Source organism: Kitasatospora sp. cg17-2, from assembly GCF_054031055.1.
In genome coordinates this window covers 5,256,129-5,280,889 of record NZ_CM132923.1, presented here as the reverse complement: position 1 = coordinate 5,280,889, position 24,761 = coordinate 5,256,129, and the positions used below count along the sequence as shown (strand labels likewise).

Annotated in this window: 21 protein-coding genes; 10 read left to right on the top strand and 11 right to left on the bottom strand. The window is 73.8% G+C overall.

Going from position 1 to position 24,761, the window contains the following annotated elements; translation table 11 throughout:
* Position 1: 1 nt before the first annotated feature.
* From ACW14Y_RS22370 to ACW14Y_RS22360, 3 genes are read right to left on the bottom strand one after another with little or no spacing between them, the layout of a single operon-like run.
* On the bottom strand, positions 2-1,318 hold the full coding sequence (locus ACW14Y_RS22370; RefSeq protein ID WP_380300973.1) for an MFS transporter: 1,317 nt from the start codon (positions 1,316-1,318) through the stop codon (positions 2-4).
* Positions 1,319-1,323: 5 nt separating this feature from the next.
* Positions 1,324-2,544: an ATP-grasp domain-containing protein gene (locus ACW14Y_RS22365; protein WP_380390340.1), complete on the bottom strand. Its 1,221-nt coding sequence runs from the start codon at positions 2,542-2,544 to the stop codon at positions 1,324-1,326.
* Positions 2,545-2,599: 55 nt separating this feature from the next.
* Positions 2,600-3,445 (bottom strand): B3/B4 domain-containing protein, encoded by an 846-nt coding sequence (locus ACW14Y_RS22360; protein WP_456983125.1) that lies wholly within the window; start codon positions 3,443-3,445, stop codon positions 2,600-2,602.
* 270 nt (positions 3,446-3,715) lie between these two features.
* Here ACW14Y_RS22360 and pdxR point away from each other — a divergent pair, with 270 nt between their 5' ends.
* Entirely contained in the window at positions 3,716-5,167 is a 1,452-nt protein-coding gene (pdxR, locus tag ACW14Y_RS22355; protein ID WP_380300967.1) for a MocR-like pyridoxine biosynthesis transcription factor PdxR, read from the top strand.
* Between the two features lie 64 nt (positions 5,168-5,231).
* On the opposite strand, the gene ACW14Y_RS22350 is transcribed toward pdxR, so the two are convergent.
* The gene (locus ACW14Y_RS22350) at positions 5,232-7,439 is read right to left on the bottom strand and encodes an MMPL family transporter (protein ID WP_456983123.1); all 2,208 of its coding nucleotides are present in this window, start codon (positions 7,437-7,439) and stop codon (positions 5,232-5,234) included.
* Positions 7,440-7,673: 234 nt separating this feature from the next.
* Between ACW14Y_RS22350 and ACW14Y_RS22345 the strand changes: the two genes are divergently transcribed.
* Together ACW14Y_RS22345 and ACW14Y_RS22340 are read left to right on the top strand one after the other, a co-directional pair.
* The gene (locus ACW14Y_RS22345) at positions 7,674-8,945 is read left to right on the top strand and encodes a sensor histidine kinase (RefSeq protein WP_456983121.1); all 1,272 of its coding nucleotides are present in this window, start codon (positions 7,674-7,676) and stop codon (positions 8,943-8,945) included.
* A complete protein-coding gene (locus ACW14Y_RS22340; RefSeq protein WP_380300961.1) occupies positions 8,942-9,643 on the top strand; it encodes a response regulator in 702 nt (233 codons plus the stop codon). The genes ACW14Y_RS22345 and ACW14Y_RS22340 overlap by 4 nt, the downstream gene beginning before the upstream one ends.
* A gap of 24 nt (positions 9,644-9,667) precedes the next feature.
* Here the strand turns inward: ACW14Y_RS22340 and ACW14Y_RS22335 are convergent, their stop codons facing one another.
* Positions 9,668-11,239 (bottom strand): pyridoxal-dependent decarboxylase, encoded by a 1,572-nt coding sequence (locus tag ACW14Y_RS22335; RefSeq protein ID WP_456983119.1) that lies wholly within the window; start codon positions 11,237-11,239, stop codon positions 9,668-9,670.
* A 159-nt stretch (positions 11,240-11,398) separates the two neighbouring features.
* Between ACW14Y_RS22335 and ACW14Y_RS22330 the strand changes: the two genes are divergently transcribed.
* Positions 11,399-11,887 (top strand): Lrp/AsnC family transcriptional regulator, encoded by a 489-nt coding sequence (locus tag ACW14Y_RS22330; RefSeq protein WP_380300957.1) that lies wholly within the window; start codon positions 11,399-11,401, stop codon positions 11,885-11,887.
* Between the two features lie 40 nt (positions 11,888-11,927).
* On the opposite strand, the gene ACW14Y_RS22325 is transcribed toward ACW14Y_RS22330, so the two are convergent.
* The gene (locus ACW14Y_RS22325) at positions 11,928-12,746 is read right to left on the bottom strand and encodes an isocitrate lyase/PEP mutase family protein (RefSeq protein WP_456983116.1); all 819 of its coding nucleotides are present in this window, start codon (positions 12,744-12,746) and stop codon (positions 11,928-11,930) included.
* 137 nt (positions 12,747-12,883) lie between these two features.
* Here ACW14Y_RS22325 and ACW14Y_RS22320 point away from each other — a divergent pair, with 137 nt between their 5' ends.
* Positions 12,884-13,603, top strand: a complete 720-nt coding sequence (locus ACW14Y_RS22320) for an ArsR/SmtB family transcription factor (RefSeq protein WP_456983114.1) — start codon at positions 12,884-12,886, stop codon at positions 13,601-13,603.
* Positions 13,604-13,649: 46 nt separating this feature from the next.
* Here ACW14Y_RS22320 and ACW14Y_RS22315 read toward each other — a convergent pair whose 3' ends face one another.
* The 3 genes from ACW14Y_RS22315 to ACW14Y_RS22305 form a co-directional block, all read right to left on the bottom strand.
* Positions 13,650-14,189: a DinB family protein gene (locus ACW14Y_RS22315; RefSeq protein WP_402722854.1), complete on the bottom strand. Its 540-nt coding sequence runs from the start codon at positions 14,187-14,189 to the stop codon at positions 13,650-13,652.
* Positions 14,186-14,989, bottom strand: a complete 804-nt coding sequence (locus tag ACW14Y_RS22310) for a VOC family protein (protein WP_380300949.1) — start codon at positions 14,987-14,989, stop codon at positions 14,186-14,188. Before ACW14Y_RS22310 ends, ACW14Y_RS22315 begins: the two co-directional genes overlap by 4 nt.
* A gap of 176 nt (positions 14,990-15,165) precedes the next feature.
* On the bottom strand, positions 15,166-17,640 hold the full coding sequence (locus ACW14Y_RS22305) for a terpene synthase family protein (protein ID WP_402722853.1): 2,475 nt from the start codon (positions 17,638-17,640) through the stop codon (positions 15,166-15,168).
* A gap of 301 nt (positions 17,641-17,941) precedes the next feature.
* On the opposite strand from ACW14Y_RS22305, the gene cyaB reads away from it, so the two are divergent.
* Both cyaB and ACW14Y_RS22295 read left to right on the top strand, forming a co-directional pair.
* The gene (cyaB, locus tag ACW14Y_RS22300) at positions 17,942-18,508 is read left to right on the top strand and encodes a class IV adenylate cyclase (protein ID WP_380436381.1); all 567 of its coding nucleotides are present in this window, start codon (positions 17,942-17,944) and stop codon (positions 18,506-18,508) included.
* Positions 18,509-18,654: 146 nt separating this feature from the next.
* The gene (locus ACW14Y_RS22295) at positions 18,655-19,275 is read left to right on the top strand and encodes an HhH-GPD-type base excision DNA repair protein (RefSeq protein ID WP_030392582.1); all 621 of its coding nucleotides are present in this window, start codon (positions 18,655-18,657) and stop codon (positions 19,273-19,275) included.
* A 113-nt stretch (positions 19,276-19,388) separates the two neighbouring features.
* Here the strand turns inward: ACW14Y_RS22295 and ACW14Y_RS22290 are convergent, their stop codons facing one another.
* Entirely contained in the window at positions 19,389-20,918 is a 1,530-nt protein-coding gene (locus ACW14Y_RS22290; RefSeq protein WP_380301039.1) for an MFS transporter, read from the bottom strand.
* A gap of 69 nt (positions 20,919-20,987) precedes the next feature.
* On the opposite strand from ACW14Y_RS22290, the gene ACW14Y_RS22285 reads away from it, so the two are divergent.
* Complete coding sequence (locus ACW14Y_RS22285) at positions 20,988-21,953, top strand: helix-turn-helix transcriptional regulator (RefSeq protein WP_380300943.1); 966 nt, start codon at positions 20,988-20,990, stop codon at positions 21,951-21,953.
* Between the two features lie 109 nt (positions 21,954-22,062).
* On the opposite strand, the gene ACW14Y_RS22280 is transcribed toward ACW14Y_RS22285, so the two are convergent.
* The gene (locus ACW14Y_RS22280) at positions 22,063-22,581 is read right to left on the bottom strand and encodes a YbhB/YbcL family Raf kinase inhibitor-like protein (protein WP_380300941.1); all 519 of its coding nucleotides are present in this window, start codon (positions 22,579-22,581) and stop codon (positions 22,063-22,065) included.
* 118 nt (positions 22,582-22,699) lie between these two features.
* Between ACW14Y_RS22280 and ACW14Y_RS22275 the strand changes: the two genes are divergently transcribed.
* Complete coding sequence (locus ACW14Y_RS22275) at positions 22,700-23,374, top strand: rhomboid family intramembrane serine protease (protein ID WP_380390369.1); 675 nt, start codon at positions 22,700-22,702, stop codon at positions 23,372-23,374.
* Between the two features lie 179 nt (positions 23,375-23,553).
* Complete coding sequence (locus tag ACW14Y_RS22270) at positions 23,554-24,717, top strand: hypothetical protein (protein WP_456983109.1); 1,164 nt, start codon at positions 23,554-23,556, stop codon at positions 24,715-24,717.
* The last annotated feature ends 44 nt before the right edge of the window (positions 24,718-24,761 follow it).

The following is a 24,761-nucleotide window of genomic DNA, read 5'->3' as shown; positions in this document are numbered from 1 at the left end:
TTCAGGCGCCGGAGCGGACGGCATCGGCCGGTCCGGGTCCGGCTTCGACGGAAGCGGAGGCTGAGGAGGAGGCTGAGGAGGGGGCGGCGGCCGGCGCGGCCGAGGACCGGATCCGGAGCACCGCGAACACCGCGATACCGACCAGCGGCGTGACCAGCATGGTGTGCAGCACCGGACGCGCGCCGTGGTTCTGCCAGATCAGCCCGAGGCCGAACGGCACCACCAGCCGGGCCAGGCCCAGCACGAAGCCGTTCAGCGCCATGAAGCGGCCGACCCGGTGCTCGTCGACGTGGTCGGCGATGTAGGTGGGCACCACCACGGAGGCGATGATCTCGCCGAGCGTCCACACCACGGTGGACGCCAGCACCGCCGCGAGCGAGAAGCCGAAGTCGAGCACGGCCAGGCCCAGCGCCCACAGCACCCCGGCGACCAGCAGCAGGGTGCGGATCGGGTAGCTGGCGATCCGCTTCTCCAGCTGGAGCCCGAGGCCCACCACCACGACGCTGTTCACCGTGTACACCACGCCGACCAGCCCGGCCGAGGCGTTCAGCTCGGTGGTCACGGCCAGCGGCAGCGCGTACTCCAGACCGATCAGCGGCGCCACGTAGAAGAAGGAGGCGAGCACCATCCACAGCACGTGGCCGTGGACGCCGCCGAGCCGGAGCCTGCCGCCGCCGGCCGCCTTGGGCGCGGCGGTGCCGGACTTGGTGTCCCGGGGCACCCAGATCCGGATCACGACCGCGCACAGCAGCCCGACGACGATGTTGCCCGCGAACATCACGTGGTACGAGTACGCGGCCGCGACCCCGCCCAGCAGCGGGCCGATGCCCATGCCCAGGTTGTTGCCGATGTAGCTGACCGTGTACGAGAACGGCCGCTGCTCGGGGGTCGCCAGGTCGGCGATCAGGGTGTTGGCCGCCGGGCCGAACATGCCCATCCCCACCAGGGCGACGAACAGCAGCAGGGCGTACGTCCAGGGCGCGCCGTCCAGGGTGCCGAGGCCGAGGTAGCCGACCGCGTTGAGCACCAGGGCCGCGACCAGGGCGTCCCGGCGGCCGCGCAGGTCGCAGACCGGCCCGCTGAGCAGCGAGCCCACCAGCAGGCCGGTCGAGCCGACCGAGATCAGCAGGCCCGCCTCGGCCGTGCCGAGGCCCTTGCTGCGCACCAGGTAGACGGCGAGCAGCGGGAAGACGAACATGCCCGCGCGGTTGACGAAGGACGTCACGAACAGCACCCGCAGCGGGAGCGGTAACTCCTTGAACCTGGCCGTCCAGGCCTTCGGGGCGGCGGCGGCCCCTTCTCCGGTGCTCGTGGCCATCCCGCTCAGACCGCCGACTCGGTCTCGACCCGGAAGGCCTGCCGGACGGTGCGGAACCGCGCCAGCACGTCGTCGTAGTCGCTGCCCTCGCAGACGTACCAGCCGAGCACGTCGTTGGAGGCGACCGGCGGGGCCAGCACGTCGCCGACGGCCTTCCAGACGTCCGCGTCCAGGACGCCGTCGAGCGCGTTGAGGTCCGCGGGCGAGCTGATCCCGGTGATCCGGCCGTACTCGCCCGAGGACAGGTACTCGGTGCCGATCTCCGGGCCGAGCCGGGCCTCGGTGCGGTGGTCCGGGTCGAGTTCGAGCCGGGCCCACTCGCCGGCCAGGTTGATGCCGCGACCGGCCTGGATCGCCGGGACGATCGAACCGCCGCCGGCCCGGGCGCCCGCCTCGCCGAACACCGCCTCGCCGTCCTCGTCCAGGAAGAACTCGACGTGCGCGACGCCGGTGCGCATGCCGAAGCCGCGCAGCACCGCGGCGTTCAGCTCCAGGATCCGCTGCTCGTGCTTGCTGAGGTCGTGCTTGCGGGAGATGGTGCCGCCCGGCTCGTCCCGGTACTCCAGCACCGAGTAGGTGTAGCGGGACAACTGCTCGAAGACGACCTCGCCGTCCTGGAGCAGCGCGTCGACATGGAACTCGGTGCCGCGGACGAACTCCTCGACCCGGTACTCGTGCCGGTCGTCGCCCATCTCCTCCCACACCTCGGCCAGCCGCTCCGGCCCGTCGACCCGGTAGGTGCTGCCGCAGGCCCAGCCCGCGTACGGCTTGATCACCAGCGGGTAGCCGGTCCGCGCGGCGAACTCCTCGACCGCGCCCAGGGTGTCGGGGCGGCAGGAGCGGGCCACCTTGACGCCCAGCTCCTCGGCTCGGCGGTGCATCACGTTCTTGTCGCGGAAGTTCAGCGCCTGGTCCGGCGTCAGCCCGGGGATGCCGTGGTCCCGGCGGGACCGGGCGGCGGGCAGGACGTCGCCCTCGAACAGCGGGAAGATCCGGACCAGCCGGTGCTCGGCGGCGATCGCGTCCACGGCGGCCCGGAAGGCCGGGGTGGAGTCGAGGTCGGCCTCCCGCACCGTCAGGCCCTCGACCTCGGGCGGGACCTCACCGGTGGGGACCAGGACGACGGGGTGGTGGCCGAGTTCGGTGGCGACCTCGACCACGCTGCGGAACTGCGCGAGGTAGCGGCCGGCGGCGGGGCGGTAGACGATCAGAATCGCGGGGTTCATCGGGTTCTCCTGGAGGTAGCGGTCGGTCCGGCACCGGGGCCGGCTCCCACGACGATCAACCCGCGACGACGGACGGACCGGCCGCCGACTCCGCTGCCGGCTGTTCCGGCACGGACCGCTCGGACCCGGACTGCTCCGGCACGTCCTGCTCGGCCCCGGACGGCTCCGGCCCGAACAACTCGGCCCCGGGCCCGGCGGCGTCGAGCACGACCGGCCGCTGACGCACCGCCCCGAGCGCGTCGAGCGCGGCGGCGAGGCGGTCGAGCGCCCGCTCCACGTCCGCGCGCCCGCCCTCGTGCACCGCCTCGACGGTGAGCAGCAGCCGGCGTCGGCCGACGTCGGTCCTGATCACCTCGCTCTGCCGCCAGTTCCACCGCCGCGAGTGCGCCCGGTCCTGGGTGTCCGCGTAGACGACCTCGCCCGGCTCCGGGTGCTCCGGTGCCTCCGGCGCGCCCAACGGCAGGTAGGTCTCGCTGCCGTGGGCCAGCCGGACGGCCAGCTCCCCGGTGATGTCGCCGACGTCGCAGGAGGCGACCGGCAGCCGGCTGTCCAGCGAGACGGCGTTGCAGAGGTTCACCAGGGCGTTGATCCGCGGCAGCCGGTCGCCCTTGGCCACCCGCCGCAGCACCGATTCCGCCGCGCAGGGGAAGCGGTTGGGGTTGACGTCGACGCTGCGGTACGCGTCCCGCCAGGCGGCGATCGGGGCCAGGGCGGAGACCTCCGCCTTGCCCAGGGAGAGCCCGTGGACGGCGTCCTCGGCGGCGGTGAGGAGGTCGTCGACCTCCGCCGCGGCCGCCGCGACGTCGACCGCCGGGACGGCGATCAGTCCGAGGACGTAGCCGGGCACCCGCGCCAGAAGGCTTTCGTCGACGATGACCTTCAGGGCGCTGGTCCGGTCCATGAGGTGAGTCCTTCGCGTCCGAGCTGGGTTGATGACCTGACCGACGATAGGGAGCGGGCCGCGTCCGACTGCGGCCAATTCCCGGACATCTGTTGGTGCCACTTCCGTCCACTCGGCCACCCGACGACGCCCGGTCGACGACCCTGCCGCCCCCGCGACGGGCCCCGGGCCCCTCGCGCGTTCCCGCGCGGCGGTTGCCTGTGCGGAACGAGTCCATCAAATGTGACAATGCTCGGTCCATACCACTTCACCCTCTGCACAGGAGGCCACTTGGCCTGGCATCTGGCCCTCGACGTCGATCGCGGCTCCCGCGTCCCACTGGCACTCCAAGTGCGTGACGCGGTACGTCGCCTGGTCGAGGACGGGACCCTGCGCCCCGGAACCCGATTACCCTCCAGCCGCCAGCTCGCCACCGACCTGGGCGTCTCGCGCAGCGTGGTGGTGGAGGCGTACGAACAACTCACCGCCGAGGGCTACCTGGTGACCCGGCGCGGCTCGGGCACCTCGGTCGCCGAGGACGGCGGCGGCCTGGCCCCGGTCTCCTCCGCCCTCACCGCCGCGGCCGCCACCTCCGCCTCCGCCCCGGTGGACGGCGACGGCGCCGAGGCCGCCTGGGACCTCCGGACCGGCACCTCCAACCTGCTCGCCTTCCCGCGCCAGGAGTGGATCCGCTGCGTCACCGTCGCGCTGGGCGCCGCCGGCCACCGCGAGCTCAGCTACTCCCCGCCCGCCGGCGTTCCGTTGACCCGTCACATCCTGGCGGGCTACCTCGGCCGGGTCCGCGGGGTGCGCACCCGCTCCGAGGACCTGATGATCACCTCGGGCTTCGCCCAGGGACTCGCCCTGCTCTGCCGCGTCCTCGGCGACCGGGGCCACCGGACCCTGGCCGTGGAGGACCCGGGGCACCCCGGCGAACGGGAGTTCATCGCGAGTGCCCGGATCCGGCCGGTCGGCATCCCGGTCGACGCCGAGGGCATCCGCGTCGACCTGCTCGAACAGTCCGGCGCCCGTGCGGTCCTGACCACCCCCGGCCACCAGTTCCCCACCGGCGCGTGCCTGAGCCGGGCCCGCCGGGAACAGCTGATCGCCTGGGCCCGGTCGGTCGACGGCTACGTCATCGAGGACGACTACGACAACGCCTACCGGAGCCGCTCCGGCCAGCCGTCGGCCCTGCAGAGCCTGGCGCCGGACCGGGTCGTCTACGCGGGCAGCGCCAGCAAGGTCCTCGCCCCCGCGCTGCGGCTGGGCTGGCTCGCCGCGCCGTCCGAGCTGATGGCCTCGCTGGAGCACGTCCGCGCGGGCTGGGACATCGGCTGCTCCGGCATCGAGCAGCTCGCCTTCGCCCGCTTCATCGACACCGGCGGGCTCGACCGTCACCAGCGGCGCCTGCGCGCGGAGTTCGGCGGGCGCCGCGAGGTCGTCCGGCGTGAGGTCGCCCGCCACCTGCCCGGCACCCGGGTGCTCGGCGGGGACGGCGGCCTGCAGGCCTACCTCGAACTGCCGCCCGCCGTGGACGAGGACGCCCTGATCCGCGCGGCCCGAGGCCGCTCGGTGCTGATCCGCGGCGGGCGCTTCCACACCCTCACCGACACCGGCCGGGCGCCGGCCCTGGTCCTCAGCTACGCCACGGTCGGGTGCGAGGGACTGGCCCGCGGGATCGCCGAACTCGGCGTCGCCTACCGGCGGCTGCTGCCGGGCGCGGAGGAGGCGGAGACGACGTGACCCCCGGCACCCGGCCTGCGGGGGCAGGCCGGGGACCGGGGGCGGTATCGGGGTTTCCCCGGGCTCAGGCGTTCAGCCGCTCGGGGGCGCGCTCCCGGTCCGGTGCCCCCGCCTCCGCCCCGGCGGACGCGTGGCGCGGAGCGGTCCGCAGCGGCCACCAGAGGCCGCGGCCGAGCAGCGCGGCCATGGCCGGCACCAGGACCAGGGAGAGCACGAGCGCCGAGAGCAGGATGCCGAGCGTCAGCGCGAAGGCGACCTGCTCGCTGCCCGGGGTGGTGGCCAGGGTGGCGAAGGAGCCGGCCAGGACCAGGCCCGCGGTGGCGATGGCGGGCGTGGTGTGGCGGACGGCGCGGGCCACGGCGCCGCGGACCGGGCCGGGCTGCTCCATCTCCTCCCGGATCCGGTCGGTGATGAGGATGTTGTAGTCCGTGCCCAGCGCCACCACGAACAGGAACAGCACCAGCGGCAGGGTGAAGCTGACACCGGGCTTGTCCAGCAGGTGCTGGAACACCAGGGTCGAGGCGCCGAGGGTGGCGGCGAAGCCGAGCCCGACCGCGAGCATCAGCACCAGCGGGGCCAGCAGGCTGCGCAGGAGCAGCAGCAGGATCAGGGCGATCAGGGCGGCCGCGACCGGGAAGACCACGGCCAGGTCGTGGTCGACGGCGACCGAGATGTCCGCGAAGATCGCGGCCGTGCCGCCCACATGGGCACTGGCGCCGGCCGGGGTGTTCGCGGCGACGGCGGCGCGGACCGGGCCGGAGGCCAGCTCGCGGGCCTTCGCGCTCTGGGTGTCGGCGGTCAGGTAGAGGTCGATCCGGGCGGCGCGGCCGTCCGGGCTCAGCACCGTGCCGCCGACCTGGCCGACCCCCTCGACCTTGCCGAGGGCGCGGGAGAGGCCGTCCAGCTTGCCCGGGTCCACGGTGCCGCCGCCGGCGGCGGTGACGTAGACGCTGGTCGGGTCGGACACGCCGGCCGGCAGCGCCCGGGAGATCTCGGTGGCGGTGGCCGCCGCAGCGGTCTTGGAGCCGCCGCCCTGGCCGTAGTCCATCGTGATGCCGACCGTCCCTGCGGCCAGGGCACCGAGCAGCGCGACGGAGGCCAGCAGCATCGCGGCGGGCCGACGGGCGATTAGCGCGCCGAAGCGGGCGGCGACACCCTCGCGCGGCTGCCGCCGCAGGCTCCGGGACGGCCAGAAGATCTTGCGGCCGCAGGCGGCGAGCAGGGCGGGCATCAGGGTGAGGCTGCCCAGCAGCATCACCAGGACGGCGACCGCGATGGCCGGGCCGAGCGAGCGGAACTGTCCGAAGCTGGCGATACCCAGGGTCGCGAAGGCGGCCACGATGGTCAGCGCGGCGGAGGTGATCGCCGTACCGACCCGTCCGGCCACCTCGGCGGCGGCCTCCCGGGCGGGCTGCTCGGGCCGGGACCGCAGGTGCTCGCGGAACCGGAAGAGCAGGAACAGCAGGTAGTCGATCCCGATGCCCAGCAGCACCACGGAGATCAGACCCGGGGTGGAGGCGTCCAGCTTGAGCCCGGTCAGCGACGCGGCGACGGCCACGGCCCCGCCGGCCACGCCACCGATGAAGGCGACGGCGAGCAGCGGCAGCACGGCGGCCAGCACGCTGCGGAACACCAGCACGTTGAGCAGCACGATCAGGCCCATCACCAGGGCCCCGCCGACCTTGGTGGCGGTCCGGTTGTCGTCGGCCGAGTCGGCGGCCTCCGCCAGGCCACCGGTGAACCCGGTGCGCATCCCGGCCTCGGCGAACTGCGCGCGAGTGGCGTCCCGGAAGGCACGGTAGACCTTCTGGACCCCGTCGTCCCCGGCGTTGCCGGTCAGTTCGGCGCTCAGCAGCTCGAAGCTCCGGTCGGGGGCGACCATCGCGGGGGCGACCTTGGGGGTCTGGGAGCGGTCCGGCAGTAGGAAGCTCGGCTCGTCCTTCATCTTGGGCATCTCCACCCGGCGCTGGCCGAGCTTCGCCGCCTCGGCCCCGATCCGCTTCTCGTCGGCGGGGGTGAGGGCCTTGCCGTCGGTCCTGGCGACCAGCACCGTCACCGTGGTGGCGTCCGGGTCGATCCCGAAGTTCTCCTCGGCGATCCGCAGGGCCGCCGCCGAGTCGTAGCTCGCGGGCAGGAAGTCGCCGCTCTGCGACTGGGTGACGCGGGACATCAGCATCGGGCTCAGCAGGGTGAGCCCGACGCCGAGGACCGCCCAGAGGGCGATGACCTTCCACGCGTTCCTGGTCGAGAAACGGGTCAGTGCGCGGATCACGCTGCCCTCCGGTGGCTGGACGCGAACGTCGGCTTGGGAACCGGGGGTTCCCGGCCTGTTCCAAGACCATCAGGCGGAAGGGGGGTCCGGCGTCGGGGCGACGGACGATCCGGGTCGGGGGTCCTGCTCCCCCGGCCCGCCCGGACCCGGGACCGTGGTCCTGGGCCCGGCCTCCGGCTCTCGGCCCCGGGGACCACGCCCGGCCCGGCGGGCCGGTGCCAGAATGGGGGCGTCATGGCTGATCAGCCCGGGAGGACCGAGATGGACGGGCGTCAGCGCCCCGCAGCGGGCACGGGCGAGGCCGGGGGTCCGCCCGGGAACCCGCCCGGCACAGCGGACGGCACCCCGTGGAGCCACACCGACGGGCTGGTGGCCGTCGGCGCCGGCCTGCTCGACCTGGTGGCCTACCTGCTCTTCAACCAGGTCGAGGGCGGCCGCGGCATCAGCGTTCCGGGCTTCCTCGTCCTGCTGCTGTCGGGCCTGCCGCTGGTCGCCCGGCGCCACCGCCCGCTGGGGACGCTCGCCGCCGTCCTGGTGCTGGGGAGCCTGGCCAACGCACTCGCGCCGATGGGGGCCCACTTCGGCGCCGTCCTCACGGTGGCCGTGTACTCGGTCGCCCGGCACTGCAGCGGTCGTGCCACCGCCGCCGCGAGTGCGGCGACGGCCTTGGCGACCATGATCAGCCAGAGCGGCTTCGGCGTCCCGGGCTCGGGGGAGGCCATCGCCGCCACCGCCTCCACCGCGCTGGTGGCCGCCGGCGGCCTCGCGATCTCGCGCTGGCAGCGCGAGGTCGCGGCCAACCGCCAGTTGCTGGCCGACCGCGCGGTGGCCGAGGAGCGCCGCCGCATCGCGCGGGAGCTGCACGACATCGTGGCCCACCACATCACCACCATGCAGCTGATGTCGGGCGGCGCCCGGGCCAACCTCGCCAACCCGGAGGTGGTCCGGGACGCCCTGGTCACCCTGGAGTCCTCCGGCCGGCTGGCCCTGCGCGAGATGCGCCAGCTGCTGAACGTCCTGCGGGCCGGCGACGAACCGGACACCGCCCCGCCCTCGCCCCAGCCCGGGGTGGAGGACCTCGACCGGCTGGTCGAGGAGTCCCGCCGGGCCGGACTGCCCACCGAGCTCAGCGTCCGCGGCGCCCCGCAGCCGCTGCCGCCGACCCTCGGCCTGACGGTGTTCCGGATCGTCCAGGAGGGCCTCACCAACGCCCGCAAGTACGCCGGACCGGCCCGCGCGACCGTCCGGATCGGCTACCGCCCGGACGGGATCACCGTCGAGGTGCGGGACGACGGCGCGGGCTTCGCGTCGCCGGACACCGGCCCGGCCGCCGGGGAGCGGGGCGGGTACGGCCTGATCGGCATGCGCGAACGGGTCGCCCTGCACGGCGGCACACTGAGGACCGGTCCACGGCCGGAGGGCGGATTCGCCGTCCTCGCCGAACTGCCGCTGGCCCCCGACGAGACCGCAGAGGCGGCCGTCCAGCACGGGAAGGTGACCCGATGACCACCACGACGCCCCCGATCCGGGTCCTCCTCGTCGACGACCAGCCGCTGGTCCGGCGCGGTCTGTCGCTGATCCTCTCGCCGGACCCGACCGTCGAGGTGGTGGGCGAGGCCGAGGACGGCGAACAGGCCGTCGCCCTCGCCCACCGGCTGCGCCCCGACGTCGTGGTGATGGACATCCGGATGCCCGTCCTGGACGGCGTCGGCGCCACCGAGGAGCTGTCCCGCACCCTGCCGGACTGCAAGGTCCTGGCGCTCAGCACCTTCGACATGGACGAGTACGTGGTGGCCGCGCTGCGGGCCGGCGCCCACGGCTTCCTCCCCAAGGACGTCTCGCCGGAGGACCTCGGCGCGGCGATCCGCACCGTCCACGCCGGTGAGGCCGTGGTCGCGCCGCGCCTGCTCTCCCGGCTGATCTCCACCTACGTCCGGGCCCCCCTCGACACCACCCCGCCGCCGCCCGCCGCCGCCGTGACGGGCGAGCTCACACCGCGCGAGGTGGAGGTCTGGCGGCTGATGGCCACCGGCCTCGACAACACCGGGATCGCCCGTTCCATGGACATCAGCCACTCCACGGTGAAGAACCACATCACCAGCATCTTCGGCAAGCTCGACGTCCGCGACCGCGCCCAGGCGGTCATCGCCGCCTACGAGTCCGGCCTGATCACCGCCCGCACGGGCGGCGGCGACCAGGCCTAGGGCGGGCCCGGGGCGACCCGGACGTCACTCGGTGCCGAGGATCACCGGGTCGCGGGCGAGGTCGGCGAGCAGGGCGTCCAGCTTGGCGCGGTCGACCGAGGGCATCAGGAAGACGTGGACGTAGCCGCGCAGGCCGGCCGGGTCGCCGGGGGTGGTCAGGACGTTCTCGGAGGAGAGCGACCACTTGGCCACCAGAGCGGGGCCGGGCTTGCGGAAGCGCACGGTGATCGCGCCCGGGGTGCGGGCGGGCCAGAGCTCGGCGCCGGTCTCCCGCTCCAGCTCGCGGAGCCCGCGTTCCAGGTACGCGGCCAGCTCCTGGGAGCGGCGGATCCGGTCGACCTGGTCGCGGTAGGAGAGCCGGGACAGGTGGTCCCACAGCACCAGCGGCGAGAACCCGTTGCGGGAGCCGGCGAAGGTGCTGTCCGGGGCGCCGATGTACTCGGGCTGGGTCGGCGGTTCGAGCTGGTACTTGGTCCTGGTCATGAAGACGCCGCACGGCCACGGCACACCGGCCCACTTGTGGCCGCTCATCGCGATCGACGCGACCATGTCGACGTCCCTGACCTCCCCGGACTCCCCTGACTCACCGGACTCCCGGATCGGCAGGGTGAGGCCGAAGTCGAACTCCGGCAGCTCCGTCTCCGGCGTCCAGCCGAACGCCGGGTCCGCCGAGGCCATCCGCAGGAACGGCGCGTAGCCGGCGCCGAGCGCGCCGTCCACGTGGATCCAGAAGCCCCGGCGGGCGTCGTCCCCGGCGCGCGGCAGCAGCCCGTGCCGCTCGAACACCGGCAGCAGCCGCTCGCACGCGCCCCGGACGTCGTCGTGGGCGCCCTTGAAGGTGCTGCCGAGGTTGAAGTTCACGAAGACCGGGTGCCCCTTCGCCGCGAAGAACTCCACCAGCACGGCGAGCGCTTCGACGTCGACGGCCCCGGTTCCGTCCCAGGAGCGGCCGGACGGGCCGGGCGTCGAGGGCACCTCGGCCGACCAGTCCCCGCCGAGCGGGCACTCACCGGGGTAGTCCGCCTCGCCCACGGCGGCGAAGGTGTCGACACCGAGCACCCGGACGGCCTTGGCGAACGAGTAGTGGGTGTCCTCGGAGTAGAAGGCCACCGGCCGGGGAGCGCCGGGCCGGGTCAGGTAGTCGCGCGCGTTCCAGAGCGCGTACATGTTGCCCTCGGTCGAGCCCATGGACAGCATGTAGCCCCAGTAGGACTCCGGGTCGGCCGGGTCGTACGACGGCCCCGCGTGCCAGAGCCGCGCGTAGTAGTCGAGCACCGCGCGCTCGACGACCTTGGTGTTGGGCTTGTAGCCGCCGCTCTGGAACGGGTCGCCGAGGTTGTTGATGTTGCTGAGCATGAACCGGGCGAGGTCGAGCGCGCTGCCCGCGAGCTCCTGGGTGGCCTGGTAGCCGACCAGGTTCCGGCGCTTGCGGGTGAGGTAGCCGTCCATCCGGTCGAGCGCGCGCAGCCGCTCGCCGTCGGTGAGCCCCTCGGCGGGTATCGCGAAGTCCCCGTGCTCCGGCTCCGCGTCGAGGTCGGCGAAGGGGGCCGGGGCCTGTGCCGGGAGCGGTGGGGCGGGGACGGTGGTGGGGCTCATGGGCGCGGCGCTCCGGTTTCGCTGGGCGGGGGTCGGCCGGGGCCGCTCACCCGCCAGAATGGAACTTCTCCGCACCTCGGCGATAGTCTTCCGAACAAGATTCGAAATCGATCATGTTTGTCTTGCCAATGTGCGGCCGGGTCGGCGACTCTGGGCGACGTGCCGAATTTTCCGCAGGCCCACCGGGCGTCCGTCGACGACATCGACCGCGCGATCCTGCGTGTTCTCGCCGAGAACGCCCGCACGCCGAACAACGCGCTCGCCGAGGCCGTGGGCATCGCCCCCTCGACCTGCCTGGCGCGGGTGCGCACCCTGCGCGAACGCGGCATCATCCGTGCCTTCCGGACCGAGATCGACCCGGCGGCGATCGGACTGCCGCTGCAGGCGATGATCTCGGTCCGGCTGCGGGCGCACACCCGTGAGCAGAACGAGAGCTTCCGCAGCACCGCGCCCGACCTGCCCGGCGTCCTGGCGGTGTTCCACATGGCCGGATCCGACGACTACCTGCTGCACGTGGGCGTGGCCGGACCGGAGGAACTGCGCGACTTCGTGGTGGACCACCTCACCACCCACCCGGCGGTGGCGCAGACCCGGACCAACCTGATCTTCGAGCAGATACCCGGCCGCCGGTACCTCACCGACGACTGACGCCCGGCTCCGCCGGGTCGTCGCAGGCCGGTCCCCGCCCTCACCGCCCGTCGGCGTACAGGGACCGGACGGCGGCGTACCCGGGAGTCCCGGCCGCGGCTGCCGGAGCACCGTCGCGGACGGCGAGGGCGGTCGAGACGGCGGCCGCGAGGGCGGTCCGGTAGAGCAGCGAGCCGAGGCTGACCCGGGCGACCCCGAGGGCCGCGAGTTCGGCCAGGGTGGGGCCGGTCGGGGACCAGAGGATGTTCAGCGGGGCGGTGACGGTGCCGCAGATCCGCGCGACGGCGGCCGGGTCGGCCAGCCCGGGGACGAACAGGCCGTCCGCGCCCGCCCGTTCGTAGGCGGCGAGCCGGCGGTCGGTCTCCTCGGCGGGATCCGGCACCGCGAGCCAGTGGGTGTCGGTGCGGGCGTTGACGAACAGGGCCGGCACGGCGGCCTTGATCGCGGCGATCTTGGCGGTGTGCACACTCGCGGGGGTGAGCGTGCCGTCCGGACGACCGTCCTCCAGGTTGATGCCGACCACCCCGGACTCCGCCAACTCCACGGCCAGCGCGGCGACTTCGGACGGATCGTCGCTGAAGCCGTTCTCCACGTCGACGGAGAGCAGGTAGCGCCCGGACCGGCCGAGTCGCCGGGCCAGCCGGAGCGTCTCGTCCCGGGTGGCGGCGGCACCGTCGGGCAGCCCGGCCGCCGCCGCGACGCCGAGGCTGGTGGTGCCGATCGCCGCGAAGCCCTGCTCCGCGAGGACGGCGGCGGAGGCGTGGTCCCAGGCGTTGGGGAGCAGCAGCGGCTCGCCCGGGCGGCGGTGGAGCGCGGCGAACGGGGTGGCCGGCGGGACAGCGAACGGGGCGGTGCTCATCGGACGGTCCTCTCGTACGGACGGGGATCGGGTCGGCCCCACCGGCTCGGGCGTCGAAAGCGGTGATCCCGGGGTACCGACCCTAGGACCGCGACGTTTCGGCGCCCGCCGAACCGTCCCGGGGGCACCATGGACCCATGTCCCTCGCCCGACTGGCCGCCCTGCTCGCCGATCCCACCCGGGCCGCGTTCTGCACGGCCCTGCTCGACGGCCGCGCCTGGACCGCCGGCGAACTCGCCCGGCAGGCCGGCGTGGCGCCGTCCACCGCCAGCGAGCACCTCTCCCGGCTGATCGAGGGCGGGCTGCTGGCCGAGGAACGGCAGGGCCGGCACCGCTACGTCCGGCTGGCCGGACCGGAGGTCGCCACGCTGATCGAGGACCTCTCCGCCTTCACGCCCCCGACCGGAACGCCGGACGGAACACCGGCCGGATCCCCCGCCCCGCGCTCCCTGCGCGAGAGCACCCGGCTGAGCGCCGAGGCCCGCGCCCGGACCTGCTACGACCACCTCGCCGGCCGGCTGGGTGTGACGGTCGGCGACGCCGTCCTGGCCCGCGGCCTGGTGACGGAGGAGGACGGCCCGACCCTGACCGCCGCCGGCCGGGCCTGGCTGACCGACCTGGGCGCCGAGCTGCCGCCCCGGGCCGGACGCCCCGGCGCCCGCCCGGTGGTCCGCACCTGCCTGGACTGGACGGAGCGGCGCAACCACCTGGGCGGAGCCTTCGGCGCGCTGCTCTGCCGGACGGCGCTGGACCGGAGCTGGGTGGAGCGGATCGGCTCCGGCCGCGCGCTGCGGGTCACCCCGGACGGCGAGCGGGCCCTGCGCGAGCTGCTCGGCGTGGAACCCCTGCCCGTCTGACCCGGCCCGGCCCCGCCCCCACCCCGCCGCCGTCGGACGGCGCCCCTCAGCCCATCGTCCTCGCCCCGTCCAGCGACTCCCGGATGATGTCGGCGTGCCCGGCGTGCTGCGCCGTCTCCGCGATGATGTGCAGCAGCACCCGCCGCGCCGACCAGACCGCGCCGGGCTCGAACCACGGCGCGGCGGGCAGCGGATGCGCCAGGTCCAGGTCCGGCAGGCCCGCCACCAGCGCGTCCGTCGCCGCGGCCACCTGCTCGTACCCGGCGAGCAGCCCGGCCAGGGTCTCCCCCTCGGCCATCCTGAACTGCGCCTCCCAGTCGCCGGGGTCGGACACCATCGCGTCCGCGCCGCCGACCACGAACCGCATCCAGCCCGCCTCCGTCCCGGCCACGTGCTTGATCAGCCCGCCCAGGCACAGCTCACTGGCCGTGGTGCGCCGGGCGGCCTGCTCGTCGGTGAGGTCGCGGACCGTGTAGCGCAGGAACCCCCGGTGCTTGTCGAGGGTCTGCAGCAGGTCCGCCCGCTCACCGTCGAGCCCGGCCGTCCCCGCCGACCGTGCCGCCCCCGCCGACTCCGGCGCGCTCACTCCGCAACCATGACCGGCATGTCGCCGGCCGTCCGACCGAGGTCGATCACGCCGAACGCCGCGCCCTGCGGGTCGCCGACCGCCGCGAACCGGCCGAACGGGCTGTCCATCGGGCCGAAGTACAGCTTGCCGCCGCGGTCGGTGACCTTGGCGACGGTGGCGTCGCAGTCGTCCACGGCGAAGTACACGCTGAGGTAGTTCGGCGCCTCGGCCGGCAGATCGGTCGGTCCCGCCAGCATCCGGCCGAGCACCGGCTGCTCCCGGACGTGGAAGATCTTGTAGTCCACCTGCTCCGAGTCCATCCGCTTCACGGCGTAGGGGAAGACGGCGGGGAAGAAGCGGTCGGCGGCGGTCTCGTCGCGGGTGATGACCTCGGCCCAGGTGTACGCGCCCGACGCGCCCTGCTTCTCGAAGCCCTCGTGGGTACCGGCCTGCCAGACGCCGAAGACGACCCCGGCCGGGTCCTTGGCGATCACCATCGAGCCGAAGTCGCCCACCGCCATCGGGCCCATCAGGACCTCGCCCCCGGCGGCGCGGATCTTCTCGGCGGTGGTGGCGGCGTCGGGCGAGGCGAGGTAGAGGCACCAGGCGGACACCGCGGTCCCGTCCTGGCCGGGCATCGGCGGGACGATCGCCGCGACCGCCTTGCCGTCGGAGTAGGCCTGGGTGTAGTTGCCGAACTCGGAGGAGGACTCACCGAAGGTCCAGCCGAGTACGTCGCCGTAGAAGGCCTTCGCGCCCTCCAGGTCGGTGAACATCGCGTCGGCCCAGCAGGGCGTTCCCTCGGGTAGCACGGGCATGGCAAAGCCTCTCGTGTGGCGTTTTGTCCCGATTCGCCACCCTAGCCAGTACCCTGCCCGCGCGCGCGTCAAGAGGCCGGCGGCCCGCCGGGAGGACCAGTCCCCCGGCGGGCCGCCGCAGCCGTCCGATCGGCCTGCCGGCCTCCGGCCTGCCGGCCTCCGGTCTGTCGGCCTGCTCAGGACCCGACCGCGACCCGGCCGAAGCCGCCCGCCACCGAGGCCGCCGAAGTCCCGAGCCCGGTCGGCCGCGTCAGCAGCGCGCCCACCGCGGCACCGGCCGGCTCCACCGCCTCCTCCGCCACCGCCCCGGCCGTGTCCCGCCCGAAGTGCCGCAGCAGGTCCTCCTCCCGGTACCGGCGGCAGTCCCGGTGCCAGACCAGGATCCCGGCGAGCCAGTTCTCCAGCTCCTTCACGTACCCGGCGAGCGTCGCCCGGGCCGGGCCGTCCAGGTCGAAGTCCTCGAACAGCACCGGGAACTCCTCGGCCACCACGTGCCGGAACTGGTCCAGCCGCGAGTGCATGAGGTCGTCGACGATCCGCACCGCCGCCGGGTAGTCGCAGTCGAAGAAGTTCTGCACCACCAGGACGGCGTTGTGCACCTCGCCCTCGAACTCCACCTCCTTCTGGTACGAGTGGAGGTCGTTCATCAGCGCCGCGTAGTCGGCGGCCGCGTTCTCCAGCGACCGCATCGGGCCGCTCCCGTAGACGCCCTCCGGCACGACCTTCCCGTGCGCCAGCCGGGACAGGGCCATGGTGAGGTCGGAGCCGAAGGTCGCGCGCCGCATCTCCAGGTAGTCGACCGGGTCCGGGATCCGGTTCTGGATCTGGTTGTCGAGCTCCCAGAGCCAGCTCTCCAGCATCGCCTCCACGGCATCGCGGAGCTTCCCCCGCGCCTCGGTCGTCATCGGGCCGGCGGTCCGCTCCCAGAGGTCGGCCAGCGCGCGCTCCAGCGCGTTCAGCGGCTCCGCGCCCGGCTCCCCGTCGACCGGCATGAGCAGCAGGTACCGCTGGTGCGCGGCCTTGGCCCCGGCCAGGTCGCCGGTCCGGCCGAACGCCCTCGGGAACCAGTCGTCGGCGTACGTCCCCCACAGCAACCAGTCGGTGGTGAGGTCGAGTTGGTCGGCACTGGCATCGGGGTGGATGCCGGCCGCGCAGAGTGCGAGGTCGTAGTCGGCCGCGTCCGCCGCGCTCCAGACCCCCGCGGTCGGGTCTCCCGCCCGGGCCTCCAGCAGGCCCATCCGGCCCGCCCACTCGACCGTGTGCAGCCGCGAGGCCTCCAGGCAGGGGTTCGGCTCGACCGTGAACGGCAGCCGGAACTCCGGCAGCCGGGACGGCCCGACGGCCTGGAACGGCACGTGCGCGTGCGACCGCGCCCGCCGCACCCCCGGCTCGACGTCCCCGCGCGAGCCGCCGATCAGCCCCGTCCCGGGCGACTCCAGCGAGGCACCGGCCCCCCGCAGCGCGCCCAGCAGCGCCGCCACCGGCGACTCCCCGACCGTCGGCGCCCAGTCCCGCGTCACCGGCCCGGTGCGGCTCAACGAGCCCAGCTCCTCGGCCAGATCACCCAGCGCCCCGCCGGACCGCAGGACGTCCAGCGCCGACGTCCCGACCCCGCCGATCGCGAACGGGTCCCACCAGGTGGCCGCGTCCGCCGCCGCGCCGCCGCCGTTCATGTACCGGCTGGACCGCATGTGCCACTCGTGCCCGCCGGCCTGCCAGTCCTGCAGCCCCTTGACGTACGCCAGCACCCGGGCCTGCTCGTGCGCGTCCAGCCCGGTGTCGGCGAACAGCTGCGGCAGCTCCGTCACCACGGTGTTCTCGAACTGCTGGAGGCGCGAGGTGAGCAGGCCGTTGACGGCGTCCGCCGCCTCCTGCGTCGTGCACTCCAGGAACTTCTCCAGCACCAGCACGCCGTTGCTGAGCTCGCCCTCGTCCTCGACCTCGCGCTGGTAGGAGAACAGGTCGTTACGCAGGTGGACGCCGTCCGAGAAGGCCTCCATCAGCACCCGCAGCGGCCGCGACCCCGACACCGCGCCCGGCACCTCGGCCCCGGCCGCGTACTCGATCAGCCCGGCGGACCACGGCGCGCCGCCCACCTTGCGACGCATCTCGATGTACTCGACCGGGTTGGCGACCCGGCCCGCGTCGATGTTCGCGAGCTCCCAGAGCGACTCGTTGAGCAGGTTCCGGGTGCTCTCGGCGAACCGCGCCCGCCAGTCCTCGCCCATCGCCGGCACGGTCCGCCGCCAGAGGTCCGCCAGCCCGGCCTCGACCGGATTGGTGGGCTCGGGCATCTCCGCGGCCGGATCGGCCGGCATGAACAACGGCAGCCGGTCCAGGTACGCCTTGCCGCCCACCCGGTCGTTGGTCCGCTTGAAGACGTCCAGGAAGTGGTCGTCGAAGAAGAACACCCACACGTACCAGTCGGTGACCAGCGACAGCACCTCGGCCGAGGCGTCGGGGTGGGTGTAGGCGCAGAGCAGCCCGTAGTCATGGGCGTCCAGGTCGGCCCGGGTCCAGATGCCCGACCCCTCCAGCATGCCCATCTCCCGGGCCCACACCGAGGAATGGGCCCGGGCCTCGTCGAGATGCGGATTGAGCCGCGCCGGGTGCGGCACGTAGAAGGAGGGCAGTTCGAACGGCTGGGACACCGGGCGAGCCTTTCTGGACGCGTCGACGGGGCCGACACAGCATTACCCGACTCCACCGCTCTCAGCCGGAGAACCGGAACAGTCATATGAGATAGCCCAGTTCGATCGAACACTTGATCAACTCACTTGACGCAAATGGATCATTCGTACGACTGGTCGGCTCCACCCCATCCACCCGGTCCCGTCGGTCCCCTCGGACCACTACGCTCGGACCGCGCCGGACCGGGCCGTCACCGCGCCTGCCGCACCGGCGAGTTCGCCGTTCGCCGTCCGAGATCCCGACCGACAGGGGCGCACCGCCGTGGAGTACACCGAGGTCGAGCAGAAGTTCCGACTCGTCGGCCCGGCCGACGGGTTGAAGGAGCGGCTGGCCGCGCTCGGCGCGCGGCCGGGGAGTCCGACCCGGCAGGTCGACACGTACTACAACGCGCCGCACCGGGACTTCCTCGGTCAGGAGGTGGTCTCCGAGTGGCTGCGGGTGCGGGTCGAGGACGGCTCGGCCTCGGTCAACTTCAAGCGGTTCCACCCGATCGCCTCGCCGGTGAAGACGCACTGCGACGAGTACGAGAGCACGGTGGGCGACGCGGAGGCGGTGCGGCGGCTGCTCGCCTCGCTCGACTTCACCGAGCTGACGGTCGTGGACAAGACCCGCGAGGAGTGGCACGTCGACGGGATCGCGGTGGCCTTCGACCGCGTCGCCGGGCTGGGCGAGTTCGTCGAGTTCGAGTTCAAGGGGGAGGCCGACACCGTCGCCGGGGCGACCGCCCGGCTGGAGGCGTTCATCGACGGTCTCGGCCTCGCACCCGGCGCCGGGCTCGGGGAGCGGATCCGGCTCGGCTACCCCCATCTGACCCTCGGTCTGGAGTGACGGCGCCGCCGGCGCACAGAAGTCCGCCGACGAACCAACCCGCGCTTCCAAGGAATCAGCTGGTCATGGCGTGTTGACGCGGCCCCCTCGGCGCCCGCCCGGCAGACTGGGCGCGACCCGAGTCCATGCTCCGAGGAGGTCAGCCCATGAACGTCACCGTGCGGCTCGCGCAGCAGCCCGAGGCCGACGAACTGCTCGGGCGGAGCCCGCTCGCCGCGCTCGTCGGGATGCTGCTGGACCAGCAGGTGCCCATGGAATGGGCGTTCACCGGACCGCTCACGATCGCCGGGAGGCTGGGGCACGAGGACCTGGACGCGCACGAGATCGCCACGTACAACCCGGAGGAGTTCGTCGCGCTGCTCTGCGAGAAGCCGGCGGTGCACCGGTACCCGGCGGCGATGGCCAAACGGGTGCAGCAGCTCTGCCAGTTCCTGGTGGCGCAGTACGACGGGGACGCCGCCGCGCTCTGGAAGGACGTGGCGACCGGGCGGGAACTCCTCAGCCGGCTCAACGCCCTTCCCGGGTTCGGGAAGCAGAAGTCGCAGATCTTCCTGGCCCTGCTCGGCAAGCAGTACGGCGTACGGCCGGAGGGCTGGCGCGAGGCGGCCGGGGCGTACGGCGAGGACGGCGCGTTCCGCTCGGTCGCGGACATCACCGGCCCCGAGTCGCTGGAGCGGGTGCGCGCCACCAAGCAGGAACTGAAGCTGGCCGCCAAGGAGGAGAAGGCGGCGAAGGACGCCCGGGCGAGGACCAAGGTCCGCGCCTGAGCCTCCGCCGCTCCCGTCGGGCGCCGGGTGTGCGGAAGGGGCCGGAGAGAAACGTCTCTCCGGCCCCTCGGCACAGGACGGCCCCTCGGCACAGGACGACCCGAAGAGAGGGCCTAGACCAGGGCGAGTTCCCGCTCGGCCTCCTCGGCGGCGGCCGGAGCGGCCTGCGCCTGCCGCTGCCCGGGCAGCGCGAACATCAGCAGGAACACCACCGCGAGCACCCCCAGCACCCACCACATCGCGTGCTGGAACGCGCCCACGAACGCCGGGCCGGCGGCCGCCCCGGCCGGCACCGCGTCGAAGAACGCCACCGACACCAGCCCCAGGCCGAGCGCCAGGCCCACCTGGTTCACCGTGTTGATCAGCCCGGAGGCCGAACCGGCGTGCTCCTGCGGGACCTCCGCCAGCACCGCGTTGGTGATCGGCGCGACGATCAGGCCCATCCCGGCCCCCATCACCACCAGCGGCAGCGCCATCTGCCAGGGCGCGATGCCGGTGCCGTACCGGTGTGCCTCGGCGATGTAGACGAGCACGCCGACGGCCATCACCAGGGCCCCCGCCTGGAGCACCTTCCGCCCGAACCTGGGCACCAGCTGCTGCACCGAGACCCCGGCCGCCGTCGACACCGCGAGCGAGAACGGGATACCGGTCGCGCCGGCCTTCAACGGGCTCCAGCCCAGGCCGAGCTGCATGTAGAGGGTCCAGACCAGGAAGAAGATCCCGGACACCACGCCGAAGGTCAGCTGGACACCGATGCCCGCCGCGAAGGACTTCACCCGGAACAGCGACAGCTCCACCAGCGGCGAGCCGTCCCGCCGGGTCTTGAACCGCTCGTACACCACGAACAGCGCGAACACCGGCAGGCTCCCGGCCATCACCAGGTGGCCCCAGAGCGGCCAGCCGGCCTCCCGGCCGTGGGTCAGCGGGTAGATCAGCATCAGCAGTCCGGCACTGGCCAGCAGCACGCCCGGCAGGTCCAGCCGGAGCGCCTTCTCGGCCCTGGACTCACCGATGTAGATCCGGCCGAGCACCAGACCGGCGATCCCGACCGGCAGGTTGATCAGGAAGATCGGCCGCCAGCCGAGCCCCAGCACGTCCCACTCCGTCAGCAGCGCCCCGATCAGCGGTCCGCTGACCGCGCCCAGCCCGACCACCGCGCCGAACAGGCCGAACACCTTGCCGCGCTCCTCCGCCGGGAAGGTCGCGTGGACGATGGACAGCACCTGCGGCACCATCAGCGCCGCCGTGCCGCCCTGGAGGATCCGCATCGCGACCAGCACCTCGGGGCCGCTCGCGAGACCGCAGAGCGCGGAGGCGAGGGTGAAGCCGGCCATGCCGATCAGGAAGAGCCGCTTCCGGCCGTGGATGTCGCCCAGCCGGCCACCGGTGATCAGCCCGATCGCGAAGGCCAGCGCGTACCCGCCGGTCACCCACTGCACGGCGGAGAACGACGCCCCGGTGGACTCCTGGATGCTCGGGATCGCGATGTTCACGATCGTGACGTCCACCAGGTCCATGAAGGAGGCGGTCATCACGATCGCCAGCGCGATCCACCTCCGCCGGTCCGACACCCGCACCGGTCCGGCCCCCGCGCCCGAACCCGAATCCTTCTGCACCACACGCTCCTCGTCGCCGTTCCTCATCAGCACGTGGACCACATTAGGAAGCATGTAGGTCAGATCCTGGCCTCGACTTCCGGCACCCTGGACCTCATGACCGATACCCCGGCACGACTCCTCAGCCTGCTCTCCCTGCTGCAGACCCCGCGCGAGTGGCCCGGCAGCGAGCTCGCCGAACGGCTCCGGGTCAGTCCCCGCACCATCCGCCGCGACATCGACCGGCTCCGCGAGCTCGGCTACCCGGTCGAGGCCGCGATGGGCCCGGTCGGCGGCTACCGGCTGGTCGCGGGCACCGCGATGCCGCCGCTGCTGCTGGACGACGAGGAGGCGGTGGCGATCGCGGTCGGCCTGCGCGCCGCCGCCGGACACGCCGTGGTCGGCATCGAGGAGGCCTCGGTGCGCGCGCTCGGCAAGCTGCTCCAGGTGCTGCCCTCCCGGCTGCGCCACCGGGTCTCCACCCTCGACCGGGCCACCCTCCCGCTGCTCGGCGGCGACGGTCCGACCGTCGACCCGGAGGACCTCACCGTGATGGCCAACGCCGTCGCCAACCACGAGCGCCTGCGCTTCGGCTACCGGGCCGGGAACGGCGCCGAGACCCGCCGCCAGGTCGAGCCCGAGCGCCTGGTCTCGGCCGGCCGCCGCTGGTACCTGGTCGGCTTCGACCTCGACCGGGACGACTGGCGGCTGTTCCGGGTGGACCGGGTCAGCGACCCCTTCGCCACCGGTGCCCGCTTCACCCCGCGCCAACTCCCTGCCGAGGACGCCGCCGCGTACGTCGCGAGCAAGCTCCGCCGACAGTCCTCGACGTACACCCTGGACGCCACCCTGCGGCTCCCCGCCGAGGACGCCCGGCACCGCCTGGGCGGCTACGGCGACACCGAGGTGGAGCCGATCGACGAGCACAGCTGCCGAATGCGCTCCCGCACCGACTCCCTGGAATGGCTGGCGATGCGCCTGCTGATGGTCGGCTGCGAGTTCGAGGTGCACTCGCCGCCCGAGCTGCGGACCCACCTGCGCACCCTCGCCGACCGCGCCGGCCGCGCCGCCGACCCGGCCTGAGGCGGGTCAGGGGGCGGGGACGGGGACGGAAAGCGGCCCGGGGAAACGGACGGCGCCGCCGCCCGCAGGTCGCACGGGCGACGGCGCCGCCGTCGGTCGGAAGCGGTCCTCAGACCCCGAACTCGGCGGTCAGCACGGCCCGCGCCAAGGTGTGGAAGGTGATGTGGAAGCCGATCTGGGCCGCCGGGGTCCCGGCCGTGACGTCCAGCGCGTCCACGTCGAGGGCGTGCACGGCGAACGCGTAGCGGTGCGCGGGCCCGGGCGGCGGGGCGGCGCCGTCGTACTGGTTGCCCGGGAAGTCGTTGCGCCCGTGGAAGGAGCGCTCGCCCGGCAGGTCGCCGTCGGACGCCCCGGCGCCGCGCGCCAGACCGGCGGTGTCGGCGGGCAGGTTCAGCGCCAGCCAGTGCCACCAGCCGGAGCCGGTCGGCGCGTCCGGGTCGTAGCAGGTGACGGCGATCGAGCGGGTGCCCTCCGGCAGGCCCGACCAGGCCAGCTGCGGCGAGAGGTTGCCCCCGGCGTGGACGAACTCCTGGGCCAGCGTGCCGCCTTCGGCGACGTCCTCGCTGGTCAGCTCGAAGGACGGCACCTGCGGCAGGAATTCGTACGGCAGCGGCGGACGCACACTCATGGAGGGTCACCTCTCGGCACGGCGGGACAACGGGAGGCCCGGGCCCTGACGCGGGCCGTCGGACAGGATTCACCTTAGTGGGGTGACCAACCGCCCGGCGCGGCCCTACAGTCGGGACATGGCTCCGCGATCCGCCCGACTGCTCCGCGACTCCCGCGCCGCGCTCCTCACCATGCTCGGCGTGCTGGCCGTCATCTGGGCGGTCCAGGTGGCGAACTGGCTGGACGACTACCGGCTCTCCTACGAGTACGGCATGAGCTCGGGTCGGCTCGACGAACTGCCCGACCTGCTCACCATGCCGTTCCTGCACTTCGGTTGGGAGCACATCGAGGCCAACTCCTGGCCGCTGTTCGCGTTCGGCTTCCTGGCCGCGTACCGGGGCATGAGGCGCTTCCTGCTCGCGACCGCGCTGATCGTGGTGTCCAGCGGTCTGACGGTCTGGTGGTTCGAGCGCCCCGAGGCCGTCACCGCGGGCGCCAGCGGCGTGGTCTACGGGTACTTCGGCTATGTGGTGCTGCGCGGGATCTTCGACCGCAACCTGGTGGACACGGCGATCGGCGTGGTCGTCGCCGCGCTCTACTCCTACCTCCTGCTGGGCGTGCTGCCCGGCGCCCAGGGGGTCAGCTGGCTGGGCCACCTCGGCGGACTGGCCGGCGGACTCCTCGGCGCCTGGCTGCTGCGCGACCGAGGGCCCCGACGGGCCCCGGAGGCGCCCGCGGCGGCCGGCCCGGGCACGACGCCCGGCAGCCCGGCCTCCGCCCTGCTCAAGGAACTCGACGACCTCGGCATCTGAGCCCCGGCGACCGGCACCCCGTCACGGCATCCCCCCGCATCCCCCCGGCATCCCCTGCTTCCCTCCCGGCACCCGCTCCGACCGGCCGAAACGGCGCGCCGTCGCAGCCAGGTATAGACCATTGCGCACCCCGCCGGTTAGCGTGGGCGGGCACCCGCCCCCTGCTCCGGAGCCGCACCGTGGAGTCGTCCGTCCTCGCCTTCGCCACCGACCTCCTCGACGAGGGCGCCGACACCTTCTTCGGCAACCTCACCGACCGGGCCGGGGTCGGCGGTGTCACCCTCGCCTCGGTCTACCACGAGGCCCGCGACGTCTTCCCGCACAACCCCCACCGGGTGATCCGCTACCTGGAGCCGGGCGCGGCGTACTTCCGCCCCGACCCGGCCCGCTGGTCCGGCCGCCGGCTGCGACCCACGCCGTCCACCGCGATCGGCGACCGCGACCCCTTCGCCGAGGCCGCCGCGGAGGCCGGCCGGCGCGGCCTGAAGCTGCACGCGTGGACGGTCTTCTGCCACAACGACCGGCTCGGCTTCGAACACCCGGACTGCGCCCCCGCCAACGCCTTCGGCGACCGCCACCTCACCGAGCTGTGCCCGGCCCACCCGGAGGTCCGCGAGTACGCCCGCACCCTGGTCACCGAGCTGGCCCGGTACGGCGTGGACGCGATCCGGGCGGAGTCGCTGCACTTCCACGGCCTGCGCCACGGCTACCACCACGAGCGGTACTTCGAGGAGCTGGGCGCGGCCGCCGAGGCGCTGCTCGGGATCTGCTTCTGCGCGCACTGCCGGGCCGCCGCCGTCCGGGCGGGCGTCCCCGCCGAGGAGGTGGCCGCGACGGTCCGCGCCGAGGTCCGCCGCCGACTGGCCGACGAGGCGGCGGCCGCCGAACCGGCCGCGCTGGACCGGCTCGCGGACGGCGCGGTCGCCGCCTACGTGGACGCCTCGGCCGCGACGGTGACCTCGCTGGCCGCCGAACTCGCCGAGGAGGCGTCCCGCCACGGCATGCGGCTGAGCTTCATGGACGGCGGCGGCCCGGGCACCGGCTGGCTGTCCGGGATCGACCTGCCGGGGCTGGCGAAGGCCGCCCACCAGATCGAGACCCTCGGCTACGCCCGCACGCCCGAGGCGGTCCGCGAGAAGGTCGCCGCCTTCGCCCTGCACGGGGTGCGCCCCCAGGACATGGCGGTGATCCTGCGGCCGATGGCCTCGGACTGCGACGGCCCCGCCGACCTCGCCGCCAAGATCGCCGTACTCCGCGACCTGGGCGTGCCGGAGGTCGAGTTCTACCACTACGGCCTGATGCGGCTGTCCTCGCTGGACCGGATCGGCGCCGCGCTGGCCTGAGGGCCGGCCGGGCCCCGATCGACGGTCCCGGCCGGCCCTTCACC